We start from the raw sequence: 17,845 nt of genomic DNA on the forward strand, positions 1-17,845 counted from the left end.
TCGTATCAACGGATGGGAGGTGCGTATTGAAGGCCGCCGGCATTCCAGAGCGCATTCACACCACGTTCTATCTTCAAGGGAGATTCCTTGCCGATCGAACGCTCGAAAACGTCGGAATAATTGCCAACCTGCTTGATGATGTCCTGAGACCAGCTCTCTCCGAGCCCGACGTCTTTGCCGAAGCTACCTTCGACGCCCAGGAGGCGGCGAATATTCGGATCGGCGGAATTTTTCATCTCGTCGACGTTTTTCGAGGTGATGCCGAACTCTTCTGCGGCGAGCATGACATTGAGAGTCCACTTGGCGATGTTCAGCCACTGATCGTCACCTTGGCGGACGGCGGGGCCCAGCGGCTCCTTCGAAATGATTTCCGGGAGCACGACGTTCTTGTCGGGCTTCGCCATACGGATCCGCGCAGCGTTCAGGCTCGAAGTGTCTGCGGAGAAAACGTCACAACGTCCTTCCTCATAAGCCTTGATGACAGCCTCTTCATCAGCAAAACCGACGGCACTATAGGTCATGCCGTTGATGCGGAAATAGTCGGCCAGATTCAATTCGGCGGTAGTCCCCTGCGAAACGCAAATTGATGCGCCGTCCAGACCCTTGGCGGACTGAATATTCTCCGACTTGCGAACCATGAAGCCCTGGCCATCATAAAAATAAGTGCCAGCGAAGATGATGCCGAGGGAAGTGTCTCGCGAGGACGTCCACGTCGCATTATGAGCCAGGATGTCGATCTCGCCGGATTGGAGCGCGGTAAATCGATCCTTGGCGTTGAGCGGGATAAACTTGACCTTCGTTGCATCGCCGAGAACGCCAGCGGCCACGGCGCGGCAGTAGTCGACGACGAAGCCTGTCCACTTCCCATCGTTGTCAGGAACGCTGAAACCCGCCGTTGCCGGATTCGTTCCGCATGTGAGGAAGCCCTTTGCTTTGACATCGTCCAAGGTTCCCGCCCAAACGGGATATGCAGAGGCGGCAATTGCCGCGCCGAGAATACCGGCGATTAAATTTCGCATTGAAGGATCCCCTTTTTTGAATTCTACCAAAGAGAGTGGCCTGCTGAAGGCCAATCTGTCAAATTGATTGTCGACATCCAATTTATGAATGAAATTCATACAATATCAGAGCACTGGAACCCGGATGAATGCGTCAAAACTGACCGCCTAGTTGGCATTCCTCCTCACGCGATTACGTTGGTTGCCAATATGGCTTCATTTTTGCTGATTTGAGCCGCGTGATACAGTTCAGTTATAAGGCGACGCAACCAAAGGATTCCCTGATCGGCAGCCATCTGCCGGTGAACCACGAGACTTGCGCTGACGGAAGGAATGGGTATGGGCGGCGAGAGAAGTGTAATCTCGTTTGCTTCATCAAGAATCTGAAAAATGCCGTCGCCACAATGCGTGATCAGGTCCGTCCCCCTGAGCGCCAACGGCATCACTAAGTAGTTTGAAATGGTTGCGACGACCTTTCGCCTAAGCCCACGCTCTTTAAGTGCACCATCTGCCAAACCCTCAGACAGACCATCGGCGGAAATTTGAAGGTGAGATGCCGAAAGATACTGCTCCAAACCTAATGGAGACCTGGCGATCTGGCTGCCACTCCAAACAGCGCACAGGATTCTGTCCTGACCGAGCTCGGTTTTAGTCAGGTTGGGGTCGTCCTTCAGACTCGCGCCCGTCAAAGTGCAGTCGACCTGGCGGAAGTAGTCTGCGCTTTCAGCTTCAGCTCGGTTGGCGGGTATGACATTCAGGGTCGCATATGGCGCCTGTCTGGAGAATTCTCGAATAAGGCCCGGGATGAAGATCATCGCATGATAGTCAGTGAGCCCCACGCGAAACTTTCGTTCTGTCGTTGCAGGGTCGAAGACATTATACCGCCCAATCAAACCGCGAATTTTTCCGAGAGAGTCAGATAGGTCCCCGATAAGCTCTAATGCGCGAGGCGTGGGCCTCATCAATCCGCCGTCGCGTGTGAACAGCTCGTCCTTAAATATGATGCGCAACTTCGAGAGCGAGTGACTGACCGCTGATTGGGTCCGGCCCAATTGATCGGCAGCGCGCGTAACGCTCCTTTCCCGCATCAGCACATCTAAGACGCGCAGGAGATTAAGGTCAACGTTGTCGGGAGACATTGCGAGCTCCATGAAACCGGTTCATGAGGAGCATCGAAGCATTTCGCCAGGCGCATGACAACTGTAAGGTGACAAGGGGTCAAATACTGTTCGAGATTCATGGCGCGGACCGCCGGTCCGCGCTGCCACGAAGAACACCCTTCCTCGGAGCACTCAATCTTGAGACCCTCCATTCATTTTTCTCCGTGGGGATATACCAGTACGGCTTGCCGTGCGGTTTCCAGCATGCCAGGATTTGATATATCAGTGGGGAGCGGTTGTTTTGCATGCAGACGTCACAGAGCCGTCTTGCCTATCTGGCGCTGGAGCATCTGATCGTGACGCTGGCGTTGAAGCCCGGCGCGCTGGTCACTGAAAAGCAGCTGATCGGTATGGCGGGCCATGGGCGTACGCCGGTGCGCGAGGCGATCCAAAAGCTCGCTTGGCAGGGGCTGATCCTGGTCAAGCCGCGCGTCGGGCTGCAGGTGGCCGAGATCGCGCCTGAGGATCATCGCAATGTCATGCAGGTGCGCCGCGAGTTGGAGCCGATCGCGGCAAGACTCGTCGCCGAACATGCGAGCGACGAGCACCGCGCGCGCCTCATCAACTGCGCCCGCGCCATGGAGGAATGCGCCGTCACCGGCGATCTCGCCGGCTTCTTCGCTGCCGACAAGGCCTTCGACGAAATCCTTGAAGATGCCTGCCCGAACGGCTTCATCACGGCAGCACTCGGCCCGGTGCAGACGCATTCGCGCCGCCTCTGGTACTCCAAGGCAAGCCCGGAGCGCATGGACCGCGCCATTGCGCTGCACGTCGCCGTCATTCGTGCCATCCATCAGGGCAGGCCGGATGAAGCGCGCGCCGCCATGGCGCTGCTGATCGATTATCTCAGCCACGCATAGAAACGGCTCCTTTCCGGAGCCGTTCACTGATCGATTGTAAGAAATGCTTTAGCCGACGAAAGCGCGCTCGATGACGAATTCGGCAGGCTTGCTGTTGGCGCCTTCATCGAGGCCGGCCTTCTCGAGCAGTTCCTTGGTATCCTTCAGCATGGCCGAGGAACCGCAGATCATGCCGCGGTCGATTGCCGGATCGAGCGGCGGCACGCCGAGATCGGTGAACAGCTTGCCGGAGGAGATCAGGTCGGTGATGCGGCCGCGATATTCGAAATCCTCGCGCGTGACTGTCGGATAGTGGCGCAGCTTGTCGCCGACGACTTCCTTCAGCAGCTCGTCATTCTGGATCTCATGTACGAGGTCGAAGCCGTATTTCAGTTCGGCGACATCACGCGTCGTATGGGTGAGGATGACTTCCTCGAACTTCTCATATGTCTCGGGATCGCGGATCAGGCTGGCGAAGGGCGCAATGCCCGTTCCCGTCGAGAACATGTAGAGACGACGGCCGGGCGTCAGCGCATCGAGCACCAGCGTGCCCGTCGGCTTCTTGCGCATCAGCACCTGGTCGCCCGGCTTGATCGCCTGCAGATGCGAGGTGAGCGGACCGTCCGGCACCTTGATCGAAAAGAATTCAAGCTCTTCGGCCCAGGCGGGGCTGGCGATCGAATAGGCGCGGAACACCGGCTTGCCTTCGACCATCAGGCCGATCATCGCGAATTCGCCAGAACGGAAACGGAAGCCCTGCGGCCGGGTCATAGTAAATCGGAAGAGCCGGTCGGTATAGTGCGTGACATCGAGCACCGTCTCGGCATAGACGCCGGCGGGGATGGACAAGGCGAAGTCTTCGGTCTTTGCAGGCGCGTTCATTTCGGTAGCGGATCCCGTTTCGTCGGATGAACAGTCGGATGCGAGCGAGATATTACAAATCCGGCCGGAATTAAAGGCATTCCATTCCACGCGACGCTTCTAAAGGGAAATATGCATGTCATGGTCAGGATTCAATGGCCGACCGGAGGCGGGCGGAGAATGTCGTATTTCCCGCTGGCGAAGCCCGGCAAAGGATGCATATTAGAGCAGCACGCCGGAAACGGATGCCAGTTTTCGGCAAAAATGGTGCGACAACAAAGACCTACGACGTCGAACCCGATTCAGCAACAGGGTCCGGCGATGGTGGTGAAAAAAAGATGCTTGCCGGGGCGAGCGCGATAGGGCGGTCGGGGAATATGAAGATTTTCAACTACAAGCGTGTTCCTTATGCGGAGATGCGCGCCTTTTCCGTCCATATTCTGACGGCCTCCGGCTCCTTCCTTGCCTTTCTCGGCGTCGTTGCCGCCGCCGAGCACCGCTTCATCGACATGTTCTGGTGGCTGGGTCTCGCCCTTCTCGTCGACGGCATAGACGGGCCGATCGCCCGCAAGGTGCGTGTCAAGGAAGTGTTGCCCAACTGGTCGGGCGATACGCTCGACAATATCATCGATTACGTCACCTATGTGCTTCTGCCGGCCTTCGCGCTCTATCAGAGCGGCATGATCGGCGAGCCCTGGTCCTTCGTCGCCGCCGGCATGATCGTCGTCTCCAGCGCCATCTACTATGCCGATATGGGCATGAAGACGGACGAGTATTTCTTCTCCGGCTTCCCCGTCGTCTGGAACATGATCGTTTTCACGCTGTTCGTCATCGATGCCAGTGCCACAACGGCGCTCACTGTTGTCATCGTCTCGGTGGTGCTGACCTTCCTGCCGATCAATTTCCTCCACCCGGTTCGGGTCAAAAGGCTGCGCCCGCTCAACCTCGGCGTCTTTTTCCTGTGGTCGTCGCTCGGCATTTTTTCACTGCTGATGCATTTCGACACGCCCGAATGGGCGCTCATTCTCTTCATCGTGACCGGAATCTATCTTTACGTCATCGGCGCGGTGCTGCAATTCTTCCCCGCCCTTGGACGCGAAGCATAGGACAGGCAAGATGATCAAAACGCAGGCTGTTTCATTTTCGAAGACGGGCGGGCCGGAGGTTTTCGACTATGTCGAGATCGATCTTCCGCCGCCGTCGACGGGCGAAGTGCAGATCAGGCAGGCGGCGGTCGGGCTTAATTTCATCGACGTCTATTTCCGCAACGGCACCTACAAGACCCCGCATCTGCCCTTCGTCACCGGCAAGGAGGGCGCCGGCACCGTGACATCGGTCGGCCGCGGCGTCGAGGATTTCAAGGTCGGCGACCGTGTTGCCTATGCCAGCTCCGACGGTGCCTATAGCGCTGAACGCAATATCGAGGCGCGGCATCTGGTGCATGTGCCTGACGGCATAGCAATCGAAACGGCGGCGGCGATGATGCTGAAGGGCATGACTGCCGAATATCTCTTGAACCGCACCTTCAAGGTCGGCCCTGAGACCGTCCTGCTGTTCCACGCCGCTGCCGGCGGCGTCGGCCTGATCGCCGGCCAATGGGCAAAGGCGCTCGGCGCCACCGTCATCGGCACGGCGGGCTCTGAAGACAAGATCGAGCTGGCGCTCGCCCATGGCTACGACCATGTGATCAACTACAAGAGCGACAGCTTCGTCGACCGTGTTCGTGAGATCACCGGCGGCAAGGGCGTCGATGTCGTCTACGATTCGATCGGACGGGATACTTTTCCACAATCGCTCGATTGTCTGAAGCCGCGCGGCCTTTTTGCCTCCTTCGGCCAGTCTTCCGGTCCGATCGAGAATTTCACCCTGGCGACGCTGGCGCAGAGGGGTTCGCTCTTTGCGACGCGGCCGACGCTCTTCACCTACATCGCCGCGCGCCAGGAACTGATCGACAGTGCGAAAGCGCTATTTGATATTGTGCAAAGCAACAAAGTGCGTATCAATATCAATCAAACCTATCCGCTGCGTGAGGTTGGGCAGGCTCACACGGATCTGGAAACAAGAAAAACAACAGGAACGACGCTGCTGATTCCATGAGATCCAAACGGACCGGTTGGCAGAAGAAATGAGGGGAACGTGTCGCCATTGAATGTGCCGGATTCCGGTGCGTTATTATCGGTTCAGAAGCTGACGAAGTTCTTCGGTGGCTTTGCTGCCTGCAATGAAATCGATCTCGATATAGCGCCGGGTGAAATTCACGCGCTTCTCGGCGAAAATGGTGCGGGCAAATCCACCCTGGTGAAGATGGTGTTCGGCGTTCTCGAGCCGACGGACGGGCATATCCTCTGGCAGGGCCAGCCGGTTGCGATCACGTCGCCTGGGGAAGCCCGCAAGCTCGGCATCGGCATGGTCTTCCAGCATTTCTCGCTGTTTGAGGCGCTGACGGTTGCCGAAAACATCGCCCTGTCGCTCGATGACGCCATCCCGATCGACAAAATCGCCGAGGAGGCGAGGGCGCTGTCGGTCGCCTACGGCCTGCCGCTCGATCCGCATGCCCATGTCGCCGATCTCTCGGTCGGCGAGCGCCAGCGTATCGAGATCGTCCGTGCGCTGCTGCAGAACCCGAAGCTCATCATTCTCGACGAGCCGACCTCGGTGCTGACGCCGCAGGAGGCCGACAAGCTGTTCGAGACGTTGTTCAAGCTGCGCGCCGAGGGACGCTCGGTTCTTTATATCAGCCACCGCCTGGAGGAAGTACAGCGCATCTGCGATCGCGCCACCGTGCTGCGCCATGGCCGTGTGACCGGCGCCTGTGATCCGAAGCGGGAAACGCCGGCCTCGCTCGCTCGCATGATGGTCGGCAGCGAAGTGGCGACCGTGACGCATCCGGAGCGCAGCGACAAGGGCGAGGTGCAGCTTGCCGTTGCGAACCTTTCCGTCGCGGCGCGCACCCCCTTCGCCATGCCGTTGCGTGATGTCTCGATGGCGGTGCGCTCCGGCGAAATCCTCGCCATCGCCGGTGTCGCGGGCAACGGGCAAAGCGAGCTTTTCGACGCATTGTCCGGCGAATATCCGGTCGCCTCGGCCGAGTCGATCGTGGTCCGCAAGAAGCACGTGGGCAATCAGGGTATTACTGCCCGCCGTCTGCTCGGAGCCGGCTTCGTGCCGGAGGAGCGCCACGGGCATGCCGCCGTCTCCGCCATGAAACTGTCGGACAATCTCGTCCTTGCCCGCAACCAGTCGGACCGCAAGGCGTTTCTGGGCCTGCTCGGCATCATCCGCCACGCTGCGGTGAAGTCCGCCGCAAGGCGCATTTCCGAGGCGATGGATGTCCGCAAGAGCGGCGATGATCCGGCCGCCGGCTCCCTGTCCGGCGGGAATCTGCAGAAGTTCATCGTCGGCCGCGAGCTCGACCGCCAGCCGGCGGTGCTCGTCGTCAACCAGCCGACCTGGGGCGTCGATGCCGGGGCCGCGAGCCGCATCCGCCAGGCGCTCGTCGATCTCGCAAGAGCTGGTTCGGCCGTCGTCGTCATCAGCCAGGATCTCGACGAGATCTTCGAAGTGGCGACCGATATTGCCGTCATCTGCGAAGGCCGTCTTTCCCGCCCGTTCCCAGCGGGCGAACTGACGCGGGAAAGGATCGGCTTGCTGATGGGCGGACTGCACGAGAGCAGCTCTCCCCCGGAGGCGCCCCATGCGCATTGAACTCGAAAAACGGCCCGACGTCTCGAAGCTCTTCGCCTTCGTCTCGCCGCTCTTGGCCCTTGTCCTGACGCTGGTATTCGGCGCCATCATGTTCGCCATGCTCGGCAAGGACCCAGTGGAGGCACTCGACGCCTTCTTCATCGAGCCGCTGCTCGAGGTCTGGTCGCTGCACGAGCTGGCGATCAAGGCCGCGCCGCTGATCCTGATCGCCGTCGGCCTGGCTGTCTGTTATCGCTCGAACAACTGGAATATCGGCGCCGAAGGCCAGTTCACCATCGGCGCCATCACCGGCTCCTATCTGCCGATCGTCTTCTACGACTGGCATTCGCCGCTCGTGCTGCCGCTGATGCTGATCCTGGGCGCGCTTGGCGGTGCACTTTTCGCCGCCATTCCGGCGCTGCTGAAGGCGCATTTCAACACCAACGAGATACTCACGTCGCTGATGCTGGTCTATATCGCCCAGCTCTTCCTCGATTGGCTGATCCGCGGCGCCTGGCGCGATCCGAAGGGCTTCAACTTTCCGGTTTCCCGTGATTTCGCACCGGAGGCCGTGCTGCCGGCGATCTGGGAAGAGTCCGGCCGCGCCCATTGGGCCTTCATCTTCTCCATTGTCGCCGCATTCGGCGTCTGGTTCATGCTGCGCTATACGCTGAAAGGCTTCGAGATCGTCGTGCTCGGCCAATCGGAGCGGGCAGGGCGCTTTGCCGGTTTCTCCTCGAAGAAGATGATCTGGTTCAGCTTTCTCTTCTCGGGCGCTCTTGCCGGCCTCGCCGGGATAGCCGAGGTCTCCGGCTCGATTGGCCATTTGCAGCCGGCGATCTCGCCGGGCTACGGCTTCACCGCCATCATCGTCGCCTTCCTCGGCCGCCTCAATCCGCTCGGCATCATCGCATCAGGCCTGGTGCTGGCGCTGACCTATCTCGGTGGTGAGGCAGCGCAGCTTTCGATCGGCGTTTCCGACAAGGTCACCCGCGTCTTCCAGGGCCTGCTGCTCTTCTTCGTGCTCTCCTGCGATACGCTGATCTATTACAAAATCCGCATTGTCTGGTCGCGGGTCAGGGGCAGGGCGGCATGAGCATCTTCGAAGCCATTCTGCTAACGGTCATCACCGCCTCGACGCCGCTCGTCATCGCCGCACTCGGTGAACTGGTTACCGAGCGCTCGGGCGTTCTCAATCTCGGTGTCGAAGGTATGATGATCATGGGCGCGGTTGCCGCCTTTGCCGGCGCGCAGATGTCGGGCTCGCCCTATGTCGGCATTGTCTGCGGCATTGCGGCAGGCGCGCTTTTCTCTCTTCTGTTTGCCTTCCTGACGCTGACCCTGGTGGCGAACCAGGTGGCGACCGGTCTGGCGCTCACCCTTCTCGGCCTCGGCGCCTCAGGCATGCTTGGCGAAGCCTATGTCGGCATGCCCGGCATCCGGCTGGGAGAGATCGTCATTCCGATCCTGTCGGATCTTCCGGTCGTTGGCCATGTTCTCTTCAGGCAGGACCTGATCTTCTACCTGTCGATCGCGCTCGTGGTCGGCGTCAGCCGGTTTCTGTTTCGCAGCCGGACCGGGCTGAAGCTCAGGGCGATCGGCGACAATCACGGTTCGGCCCACGCACTCGGCATTCATGTCATCCGCACGCGCTATCTCGCCGTCATGTTCGGCGGTGCCTGCGCCGGTCTTGCCGGCGCGCAGCTTTCGCTCGTCTACACGCCGCAATGGGCCGAGAACATGTCGGCCGGCCGCGGCTGGATCACGCTGGCGCTGGTGGTCTTCGCCTCCTGGCGGCCGTGGCGGGTCTTTGCCGGCGGCTATCTCTTCGGCGCAGTCACCATCCTGCAGCTTCACGCGCAGGCCTTCGGTCTCGGCATTCCCTCGCAGTTTCTTTCGATGCTGCCCTACGCCGCGACTATTGTGGTTCTCATCATCATTTCCCATAATCGGCGCACGACGTTGATCAACACGCCCGCGTCGCTCGGAAAAGCATTCGTGCCGGAGCGATAAAGCAACAACAAAGACGGGTTTCCGCAATAACTTCAAACCAATAGGGGTCCCCATGAAGAAGTTAGCATTCACACTTGCCGCCTCGGCTGCCGCCATGATCGGCATCTCTTCCGCTGCTCACGCCGCGGACAAGACGAAGGTCTGCTTCGTCTACGTCGGTTCGCATACTGACGGCGGTTATTCGCAGGCCCACGATCTCGGCCGCCAGCAGGTCCAGGCCGAGTTCGGCGACAAGATCGACACGCCTTACCTCGAAAACGTGCCGGAAGGCCCGGATGCCGAGCGCGCCATCGTGCGCCTTGCCCGTTCCGGCTGCAAGCTGATCTTCACGACGTCCTTCGGCTTCATGGATGCGACGGTCAAGGTCGCCGCCAAGTTCCCGAAGGTCAAGTTCGAGCATGGCACCGGTTACAAGATCGGCCCCAACCTCGCGACCTACAATTCCCGCTTCTATGAAGGCCGCTACATCCTCGGCCAGATCGCCGCGAAAACCTCGAAGAATCACGGGGCAGCCTATATCGCCTCCTTCCCGATTCCCGAAGTCGTCATGGGCATCAACTCCTTTGAGCAGGGCGCCAAGTCGGTCGATCCGAGCTTCAAGCTGAAGGTCATCTGGGTCAACACCTGGTTCGACCCCGGCAAGGAAGCCGACGCCGCCAAGGCGATGGTCGACCAGGGCGTCGACGTCTTGACGCAGCACACCGACACGACCGCGCCGATGCAGGTTGCCGAAGAACGCGGCATCCACGCCTTCGGGCAGGCCTCCGACATGATCGCAGCAGGCCCGAAGGCTCAGCTGACGGCAGTCATCGACACCTGGGGGACCTACTACTCCAAACGCGTTCACGCTCTTCTGGACGGCACCTGGAAGTCCGAGCAGAGCTGGGACGGCCTGAAGGACGGCATCCTGAAGATGGCGCCCTATACCAACATGCCCGATGACGTGAAGAAGATGGCCGAGGAAACCGAAGCCAAGATCAAGTCAGGCGAACTGCATCCCTTCACCGGACCGATCAACAAGCAGGACGGAACGCCCTGGCTGAAGGCCGGCGAGAAGGCCGATGACGGCACCCTGCTCGGCATGAACTTCTATGTTGAAGGCGTCGACGATAAGCTGCCGGGTAAATAATCCCGTAGCCATCTCGCAGATGCGAAGAGCGCCCCTAATGGGCGCTCTTTTTTTTGCTGCAGTGCATCCCAAGATTCCGATTTACAAAAGTAATACTATATGATTTTTTGACCCTGCGCCGCGAGATGCGGCATTGGGAGGAAATCATGAAATTGAAGACTGCACTTTTGAGTGCCACGATTCTGGCTGCCTGCATGTTCGGTTCGGCTTCAGCCGCCGGCCTCACCGTCGGCTTCTCGCAGATCGGCTCGGAATCGGGCTGGCGTGCGGCTGAAACGACCGTGACCAAGGAGCAGGCCAAGAAGCGCGGCATCGATCTGAAGTTTGCCGATGCGCAGCAGAAGCAGGAAAACCAGATCAAGGCTTTGCGCTCCTTCATTGCTCAGGGCGTCGATGCCATTCTCATTGCTCCGGTCGTCGAAACCGGCTGGGACGACGTTCTCAAGGAAGCCAAGGAAGCCAAGATTCCGGTGATCCTTCTCGACCGCACCATCAAGGCTCCCGACGATCTCTACCTGACGGCTGTTACCTCAGATCTGGTCCATGAAGGCAAGGTCGCTGGCGACTTCCTGGTCAAGACCGTCGGCGACAAGAAGTGCAATGTCGTTGAACTTCAGGGCACCACCGGTTCGTCGCCGGCCATCGCCCGCAAGAAGGGCTTCGAAGAGGCCCTTGCCGGCCATGACAACCTCAAGATCGTTCGCAGCCAGACCGGTGACTTCACCCGCACCAAGGGCAAGGAAGTCATGGAAAGCTTCCTGAAGGCCGAGAATGGCGGCAAGGATATCTGCGCTCTCTACGCCCATAACGACGACATGGCCGTCGGCGCCATCCAGGCGATCAAGGAAGCTGGCCTGAAGCCCGGCAAGGATATCCTCGTCGTCTCCATCGACGCCGTGCCCGATATCTTCAAGGCCATGTCCGAAGGCGAATCCAATGCCACGGTCGAGCTGACGCCGAATATGGCAGGTCCGGCCTTCGATGCGCTCGAAGCCTACCTGAAGGACAAGAAGGCGCCGGCCAAGTGGATCCAGACTGAGTCCAAGCTCTACACGCCTGCCGACGACCCGATGAAGGTCTACGAAGAGAAGAAGGGCCAGGGCTACTGATCTGATTTGACACTGCATAATTCCTGAGGTCTGAATCGATTTCGGGATAAATCATGCAGCAATTCAAAGCGCTACAGCGTCGATTGTGCGTCTGAAAAGACGAGGGGCGCTGTAGAACCGCACCGGCCTGTCATGGACCGGTGCGGAACTGCCTCGCCGCCTTGGGACATCATGTCCGGCCGCGGCGCGGCTTTTGCCGTCAATATCAGGAAAACAGACCCTTATGACTCACGATTTCGAGAACGTTCTCGCGGCCTCCGGAATATCGAAATTCTTTCCTGGCGCGGTGGCGCTGGATAAGGTCGATTTCACGCTCCGCAGAGGCGAGGTGCACGCATTGCTGGGCGAGAACGGCGCCGGCAAGTCGACGCTGATCAAGTGCATCACCGGCGCCTATCATCGTGACGAAGGCAGCCTGGCGCTCGACGGCCAGGAAATCAATCCGGCCAATACGCTCGCCGCCCAGAAGCTCGGCATCGGCACGGTCTACCAGGAGGTCAACCTGCTGGCCAATCTAAGCGTCGCCGAAAACCTCTTTCTCGGACGCCAGCCAAGACGGTTCGGCATGACCGACGTGCGCGCGATGAACCGCGAGGCGCGCGATCTGCTCACCGGCTACGGCATCGATATCGACGTTACCGCCGAACTTGGCCGTTTTTCCGTCGCCGTCCAGCAGGTGGTTGCCATCGCCCGCGCCGTCGATCTCTCAGGCAAGGTGCTGATCCTCGACGAGCCCACGGCAAGTCTCGACAACCAGGAGGTCGCGCTGCTCTTCCGCATCATCGAAGACCTGAAGAAGCGCGGCCTGGGCATCGTCTTCATCACCCATTTTCTCGAGCAGGTCTATGCGATCAGCGACCGCATCACCGTGCTGCGCAACGGCAAGCTCGTCGGCACCCGCGACGCCGCCGATCTGCCGCGCCAAGGGCTTATCGCCATGATGCTCGGCCGGGAACTTGCGCATGTCGAGGAGACTGTGCGCGAACATAGCCTTGCCGCCGGTGAGGTCCGGTACCGCTTCGCAGGCTACGGTAAGCGTGGCAAGGTCAAGCCCTTCGATCTCGATGTACGCGCCGGCGAGGTAGTCGGCATTGCCGGACTGCTCGGCTCCGGCCGTACCGAAACCGCCGAACTGCTCTTCGGTGTTGAACACGCCGACAGCGGCAGCGCCACGATCAACGGCCAGCCGGTGACGCTCTCCAGCCCGCGCGCCGCAATCGAAAAGGGTTTCGGCTTCTGCCCCGAAGATCGCAAGACCGACGGCATCGTCGGTGATCTGTCGATCAGGGAAAACATCGCGCTTGCGCTGCAGGCGCGCCGCGGCTGGACCCGGCCGCTGTCGCGCGCCGAGCAGAATGCGCTCGCCGACCGCTACATCAAGGCGCTCGATATCCGCACCACCGACCGGGAAAAGCCGATCCGGCTGCTCTCCGGCGGCAACCAGCAGAAGGCGATCCTTGCCCGCTGGCTGGCGACCAATCCCAAGTTTCTCATCCTCGACGAGCCGACCCGTGGCATCGATGTCGGCGCCCATGCCGAGATCATCCGGCTCATCGAACAGCTCTGCGCCGAAGGCATGTCATTGATCGTAATTTCATCGGAACTTGAAGAGCTTGTCGCCTATAGCTCACGTGTCATCGTGCTTCGCGACCGGCAGCATATCGCCGAATTGACGGGCGAACGTATCACCGCCGCCGGCATCGTCGATGCCATCGCTGCCGCCGAGCACAAGACGGAGGAAGCATGAAGTCCTCCCGAAATGCGTTGGCCTATCGCCTGGCGCCGCAATTGATCGCGCTCGTTGTCATTCTTTTGTTAAATTTCATAACGTCGCCGCAGTTTTTTAATGTCGTTGTTCAAAACGGGCGCCTCTATGGCAGCCTCATCGACGTGCTGAATCGTGGCGCGCCGGTGGCGCTGCTAGCGATCGGCATGACGCTGGTCATTGCCACAAAGGGCATCGACCTGTCTGTCGGGGCGGTCGTGGCTATCTGCGGCGCCGTCGCTGCTTCGTCGATTGTTTCAGGAAATTCAGTGGTCTACACTATTTTCCTGACATTGGTGATCGGCATCGCCTGCGGCGTCTGGAACGGTTTCCTGGTGGCTGTGCTCAATATCCAGCCGATCATCGCCACGCTGGTGCTGATGGTCGCCGGTCGCGGTATCGCCCAGCTGATCACCGAGGGCGCCATCCTGACCTTCAACGATGATGGGTTGACCTTCTTCGGCAGCGGTTCCATGGCCCTGCTGCCGATGCCTGTCGTCATCTGGTTTCTCGTCGGCCTGCTCGTCATCCTGCTCGTCCGCCGCACCGCACTCGGCATGCTGATCGAGGCCGTCGGCATCAATCGCCGCGCCAGCACACTATCCGGCATTCAAACACCGGTGCTGTTGATGGCCGTCTACATGCTGAGCGGTCTCTGCGCCTCGATCGCGGGCATCATCGTCGCCGCCGACATCAAGGGCGCCGATGCCAACAATGCCGGTCTCTGGCTGGAACTCGACGCCATCCTCGCCGTCGTCGTCGGCGGCAATTCGCTGCTCGGCGGCCGCTTCAGCATTCTCGGATCGCTGATCGGCGCAATGATCATCCAGGCTGTGAATACCGGCATCCTGTCTTCCGGCTTCCCGCCTGAATTCAACCTGATCATCAAGGCTGTCATCATTATCGTCATCCTCGTCATCCAGTCGCCGGCGGTGCAATCGCTCGCCATCTTCGCCAGCCGCCGGCAGAGCGGAAGGGAGCAGCCGAAATGAACTCCAAATACCTGCCGCTGCTGGCGACCGTCGTCATCTTCGTGCTCGCCTATGCCGGCTGCACGCTGCAATATCCGAACATGCTGTCGACCCGCGTCATCGGCAATCTTCTGACCGACAATGCCTTTCTCGGCATCGCCGCCGTCGGCATGACCTTCGTCATCATCTCCGGCGGTATCGATCTGTCGATCGGATCGGTCATTGCCTTCACCGGCGTCTTCCTGGCGATCATCCTGCAGAACACCTCGATCCATCCGCTGCTTGCCTTTACAATCGTGCTCGTCATCACCACCGCCTTCGGCGCCATCATGGGCGCAATCATTCACTATCTCGAAATGCCGGCCTTCATCGTCACGCTCGCCGGCATGTTCCTGGCGCGCGGCATGGCTTTCGTGCTCTCGATCGACAGCATCCCGATCGATCACGAATACTATTCGACGTTGACGAGCCTCTATTGGCGTCTGCCCGGCGGCGGGCGGCTGACGCTGATCGGCGGTGTCATGCTTCTGGTCTTTGCTGTCGGCATCTTCATCGCCCAGCGCACCCGCTTCGGCACCAACGTCTATGCACTCGGCGGCGGCGCGCAGACCGCGCGGCTGATGGGCGTGCCGGTTGGCCGCACGACAATCCAGATCTATGCGCTGTCCGGATTTCTTGCAGGCCTATCCGGGATCGTTTTTTCGCTGTACACCTCTGCCGGATATTCTCTTGCAGCAGTCGGCGTCGAACTCGATGCTATCGCGGCGGTCGTCATCGGAGGGACGCTGCTGACCGGAGGAGCGGGATTCGTGGCGGGAACCTTGATCGGTATCCTGATCCAGGGGCTCATTCAGACCTACATCACCTTTGACGGCACGCTGTCGAGCTGGTGGACCAAGATCCTGATTGGCCTTCTGCTGTTTGCATTCATCCTGATGCAGAAAGCCATCCTGTTCGTTTCCAGTCTGAACAAGAGGTACGCCTGAGGGGGAGACGGATCGCTTGCGCTACAAATTGGACGAGACACGCAAGACGGGGCGCAGAACCCGGACGAGCCACGCCCAGGTCGTCGACGAGCTTGGCAAGGCGATCGTCGCCGGCACCTATCCCGTTGGATCGATCCTGCCGGGCGATACGGAACTGGCGCAGCGTTTCAAAGTGTCCCGCACCGTCTTGCGTGAGACGATGAAGACGCTTGCCGCCAAGGGCATGGTCGTCGCCAAGGCGCGGGTCGGCACGCGTGTGACCGAGAAGAATCTCTGGAACATGTTCGACAGCGAGATCATCGCCTGGCACTTCGACAACGGCGTGACGGAAGAGTTTCTGCTGCAGCTCTACGATATTCGTCTCGCCTTCGAACCCTTCGCCGCTGGTCTCGTCGCCGAGCGGGCGAATGCCGAGGATATCGAGATGCTGCGCGGGCTGGCGCTGGAGATGGCGGCGCCTGGTCATACGGCCGACAGCCTGGCACTCGCCGACCTTCGTTTTCACTTGGCGATCGCCGAAGCCTCGCATAATCCCTTCATGCGGACACTGGGCAGCCTCATCGAAGCAGCCCTCGTCGGCATGTTCCGGATGAGCACGCCGCCAACCGAAAACGGCTTCGCCAATATCGCCGACACCCATATGCGCATCGTCGATGCGATCGTGTCCGGCGATAGCAGTGCTGCGCGCCGCGCGATGGAGGACGTCATCCTGGACGGCCGCCATCATGTGCACGAAGCCTTCGTGGCCCGCGGTTCCGACGCCGTCACAGGGCCGATTTCGGCTGCAATTTCACCTTCGTGAAGGCTTTGCCTATCTGCAGCGCCGCGCGTCTTTTCGGGAGCCGCGAAGGACGCTGCAGCACTTTGAATGGCAGCATAATTTATCCTCAAATCGATTCCGATTTAGGGAATTATGCAGTATGAGGCGATAAAGCCGCCTCGTGGCGCGGATTCGCGGAGCAAATCATGGAACGCACTTGTCTTGCCGTCATCCTTGCCGCCGGTGACAGCACGCGGATGAAATCCTCGAAATCAAAGGTGCTGCATCCGGTCGCCGGACGGCCGATGATCGCCCACGTGGTCGAGGCGGTCGCCTCCGCCGGCATCTCGTCCGTCGCCCTGGTTGTCGGCCGTGACGCCGAGGACGTGGCAAAGGCGGCAAGCGTCGCCGGCGTCGGCATCGAGTCCTGCCTGCAGAAGGAACGCCGCGGCACCGGCCATGCGGTGCTGGCAGCGCGCGAAGCGATCGCCAAGGGTTACGACGATATCCTCATCACCTATGGCGATGTGCCGCTGCAGACCGACGCACCGCTCAAGGCCGCCCGCCAGGGCCTTGCCGATGGCAGCGATGTCGTCGTCATCGGCTTCCACACCGACCGCCCGACCGGCTACGGCCGCCTGCTCGTCAAGGATGGCGAACTCATCGCCATCCGCGAGGAGAAGGATGCGACCGATGCCGAGCGCACCGTCACCTGGTGCAACAGCGGGCTGATGGCGATCAATGGCAGCAAGGCGCTCGATCTGCTCACGCGTATCGGCAATGCCAATGCCAAGGGAGAATTCTATCTGACCGATCTCGTCGAGATCGCCCGTTCGCTCGGCGGACGCGTCACCGCTGTCGATGCGCCCGAGATCGAGATGACCGGCTGCAACACCCGTGCCGAACTCGCCGTCATCGAGCGCTTCTGGCAGGAGCGCCGCCGCCACCAGATGATGCTTTCAGGCGTCACCATGATCGCGCCGGAAACGGTCTTTCTCTCCTACGATACCGTCATCGGTCAGGATGCGCTGATCGAGCCGAACGTCGTCTTCGGTCCAGGTGCTGTGATCGACAGCGGCGCCGTCATTCATGCTTTCTCACATATCGAAGGCGCCCATGTCAGCCAGGGCGCGACCGTCGGTCCCTTCGCGCGGCTGCGGCCGGGTGCCGATCTCGCCAGCGGCGCCAAAGTCGGCAATTTCTGCGAAGTCAAGAACGGCCGGCTGGGCGAGGGCGCCAAGGTCAACCACCTCACCTATATCGGCGATGCCGTCATCGGTGCCGGCAGCAATATCGGCGCCGGCACGATCACCTGCAACTATGACGGCGTCAACAAGAGCGAGACGGTGATCGGCAAAAACGCCTTCATCGGTTCCAATTCCTCGCTGGTCGCGCCGGTGACGATCGGCGACGGCGCCTATATCGCCTCCGGCAGCGTCATCACCATCAATGTGCCGGCCGACGCGCTGGCGCTCGGCCGCGCCCGGCAGGAGATCAAGCCCGGCCGTGCGACGCTGCTGCGTGAGCGTGCGCTCGCCATCAAGGCGGCGAAGAAGGCGAAAGCCTGACC

At 60.3% G+C, this 17,845-nt stretch carries 16 protein-coding genes; 13 read left to right on the plus strand and 3 right to left on the minus strand.

Annotation, left to right across the window (positions count from 1 at the left end):
• Positions 1-5: 5 nt before the first annotated feature.
• The gene (locus tag HFO99_RS27150) at positions 6-1,019 is read right to left on the minus strand and encodes an amino acid ABC transporter substrate-binding protein (protein ID WP_222364837.1); all 1,014 of its coding nucleotides are present in this window, start codon (positions 1,017-1,019) and stop codon (positions 6-8) included.
• Between the two features lie 164 nt (positions 1,020-1,183).
• Entirely contained in the window at positions 1,184-2,137 is a 954-nt protein-coding gene (locus tag HFO99_RS27155) for a LysR family transcriptional regulator (RefSeq protein ID WP_026154144.1), read from the minus strand.
• Positions 2,138-2,403: 266 nt separating this feature from the next.
• On the opposite strand from HFO99_RS27155, the gene HFO99_RS27160 reads away from it, so the two are divergent.
• Positions 2,404-3,018 carry a GntR family transcriptional regulator gene (locus tag HFO99_RS27160; RefSeq protein WP_222364747.1) on the plus strand — a complete coding sequence of 205 codons (615 nt, stop codon included), beginning with the start codon at positions 2,404-2,406 and terminating at the stop codon, positions 3,016-3,018.
• 48 nt (positions 3,019-3,066) lie between these two features.
• Here the strand turns inward: HFO99_RS27160 and HFO99_RS27165 are convergent, their stop codons facing one another.
• Positions 3,067-3,879 carry a ferredoxin--NADP reductase gene (locus tag HFO99_RS27165; RefSeq protein ID WP_018069601.1) on the minus strand — a complete coding sequence of 271 codons (813 nt, stop codon included), beginning with the start codon at positions 3,877-3,879 and terminating at the stop codon, positions 3,067-3,069.
• Between the two features lie 356 nt (positions 3,880-4,235).
• Between HFO99_RS27165 and pcsA the strand changes: the two genes are divergently transcribed.
• The 12 genes from pcsA to glmU all read left to right on the plus strand — a co-directional run bounded on the left by pcsA (position 4,236) and on the right by glmU (position 17,843).
• Positions 4,236-4,964 (plus strand): phosphatidylcholine synthase, encoded by a 729-nt coding sequence (gene pcsA / locus HFO99_RS27170; RefSeq protein ID WP_222253024.1) that lies wholly within the window; start codon positions 4,236-4,238, stop codon positions 4,962-4,964.
• A 10-nt stretch (positions 4,965-4,974) separates the two neighbouring features.
• Entirely contained in the window at positions 4,975-5,955 is a 981-nt protein-coding gene (locus tag HFO99_RS27175; protein WP_222364749.1) for a quinone oxidoreductase family protein, read from the plus strand.
• Positions 5,956-5,994: 39 nt separating this feature from the next.
• On the plus strand, positions 5,995-7,563 hold the full coding sequence (locus HFO99_RS27180) for an ABC transporter ATP-binding protein (RefSeq protein ID WP_222364751.1): 1,569 nt from the start codon (positions 5,995-5,997) through the stop codon (positions 7,561-7,563).
• Positions 7,553-8,638, plus strand: a complete 1,086-nt coding sequence (locus tag HFO99_RS27185) for an ABC transporter permease (RefSeq protein ID WP_222364752.1) — start codon at positions 7,553-7,555, stop codon at positions 8,636-8,638. Before HFO99_RS27180 ends, HFO99_RS27185 begins: the two co-directional genes overlap by 11 nt.
• Positions 8,635-9,555 carry an ABC transporter permease gene (locus tag HFO99_RS27190; RefSeq protein WP_222253028.1) on the plus strand — a complete coding sequence of 307 codons (921 nt, stop codon included), beginning with the start codon at positions 8,635-8,637 and terminating at the stop codon, positions 9,553-9,555. Before HFO99_RS27185 ends, HFO99_RS27190 begins: the two co-directional genes overlap by 4 nt.
• A 52-nt stretch (positions 9,556-9,607) precedes the next feature.
• Complete coding sequence (locus tag HFO99_RS27195) at positions 9,608-10,684, plus strand: BMP family ABC transporter substrate-binding protein (protein WP_222364754.1); 1,077 nt, start codon at positions 9,608-9,610, stop codon at positions 10,682-10,684.
• 146 nt (positions 10,685-10,830) lie between these two features.
• Positions 10,831-11,793, plus strand: coding sequence for a galactofuranose ABC transporter, galactofuranose-binding protein YtfQ (gene ytfQ / locus HFO99_RS27200; RefSeq protein ID WP_017964262.1), 963 nt, complete (start codon positions 10,831-10,833; stop codon positions 11,791-11,793).
• A gap of 223 nt (positions 11,794-12,016) precedes the next feature.
• Positions 12,017-13,540, plus strand: coding sequence for a galactofuranose ABC transporter, ATP-binding protein YtfR (gene ytfR, locus HFO99_RS27205; protein ID WP_222364756.1), 1,524 nt, complete (start codon positions 12,017-12,019; stop codon positions 13,538-13,540).
• The gene (locus HFO99_RS27210; protein WP_222364758.1) at positions 13,537-14,550 is read left to right on the plus strand and encodes an ABC transporter permease; all 1,014 of its coding nucleotides are present in this window, start codon (positions 13,537-13,539) and stop codon (positions 14,548-14,550) included. The genes ytfR and HFO99_RS27210 overlap by 4 nt, the downstream gene beginning before the upstream one ends.
• Positions 14,547-15,515 (plus strand): galactofuranose ABC transporter, permease protein YjfF, encoded by a 969-nt coding sequence (yjfF, locus tag HFO99_RS27215; protein ID WP_222335221.1) that lies wholly within the window; start codon positions 14,547-14,549, stop codon positions 15,513-15,515. Before HFO99_RS27210 ends, yjfF begins: the two co-directional genes overlap by 4 nt.
• Before the next feature lie 16 nt (positions 15,516-15,531).
• Complete coding sequence (locus HFO99_RS27220; protein ID WP_222253034.1) at positions 15,532-16,317, plus strand: FadR/GntR family transcriptional regulator; 786 nt, start codon at positions 15,532-15,534, stop codon at positions 16,315-16,317.
• A gap of 164 nt (positions 16,318-16,481) precedes the next feature.
• Positions 16,482-17,843, plus strand: coding sequence for a bifunctional UDP-N-acetylglucosamine diphosphorylase/glucosamine-1-phosphate N-acetyltransferase GlmU (gene glmU / locus HFO99_RS27225; RefSeq protein WP_222364760.1), 1,362 nt, complete (start codon positions 16,482-16,484; stop codon positions 17,841-17,843).
• The last annotated feature ends 2 nt before the right edge of the window (positions 17,844-17,845 follow it).

The sequence above is a fragment of the Rhizobium leguminosarum genome, from assembly GCF_019798305.1.
GTDB classification, from domain to species: Bacteria; Pseudomonadota; Alphaproteobacteria; order Rhizobiales; family Rhizobiaceae; genus Rhizobium; species Rhizobium leguminosarum_U.

Excerpts from the sequence above, each read along its gene's own strand:
- HFO99_RS27150 (WP_222364837.1), bottom strand. The coding sequence starts at position 1,019 with ATGCGAAATTTAATCGCCGGTATTCTCGGCGCGGCAATTGCCGCCTCT.
- HFO99_RS27155 (WP_026154144.1), bottom strand. The coding sequence starts at position 2,137 with ATGTCTCCCGACAACGTTGACCTTAATCTCCTGCGCGTCTTAGATGTG.
- HFO99_RS27160 (WP_222364747.1), top strand. The coding sequence starts at position 2,404 with ATGCAGACGTCACAGAGCCGTCTTGCCTATCTGGCGCTGGAGCATCTG.
- HFO99_RS27165 (WP_018069601.1), bottom strand. The coding sequence starts at position 3,879 with ATGAACGCGCCTGCAAAGACCGAAGACTTCGCCTTGTCCATCCCCGCC.
- pcsA (WP_222253024.1), top strand. The coding sequence starts at position 4,236 with ATGAAGATTTTCAACTACAAGCGTGTTCCTTATGCGGAGATGCGCGCC.
- HFO99_RS27175 (WP_222364749.1), top strand. The coding sequence starts at position 4,975 with ATGATCAAAACGCAGGCTGTTTCATTTTCGAAGACGGGCGGGCCGGAG.
- HFO99_RS27185 (WP_222364752.1), top strand. The coding sequence starts at position 7,553 with ATGCGCATTGAACTCGAAAAACGGCCCGACGTCTCGAAGCTCTTCGCC.
- HFO99_RS27190 (WP_222253028.1), top strand. The coding sequence starts at position 8,635 with ATGAGCATCTTCGAAGCCATTCTGCTAACGGTCATCACCGCCTCGACG.
- HFO99_RS27195 (WP_222364754.1), top strand. The coding sequence starts at position 9,608 with ATGAAGAAGTTAGCATTCACACTTGCCGCCTCGGCTGCCGCCATGATC.
- ytfQ (WP_017964262.1), top strand. The coding sequence starts at position 10,831 with ATGAAATTGAAGACTGCACTTTTGAGTGCCACGATTCTGGCTGCCTGC.
- ytfR (WP_222364756.1), top strand. The coding sequence starts at position 12,017 with ATGACTCACGATTTCGAGAACGTTCTCGCGGCCTCCGGAATATCGAAA.
- HFO99_RS27210 (WP_222364758.1), top strand. The coding sequence starts at position 13,537 with ATGAAGTCCTCCCGAAATGCGTTGGCCTATCGCCTGGCGCCGCAATTG.
- yjfF (WP_222335221.1), top strand. The coding sequence starts at position 14,547 with ATGAACTCCAAATACCTGCCGCTGCTGGCGACCGTCGTCATCTTCGTG.
- glmU (WP_222364760.1), top strand. The coding sequence starts at position 16,482 with ATGGAACGCACTTGTCTTGCCGTCATCCTTGCCGCCGGTGACAGCACG.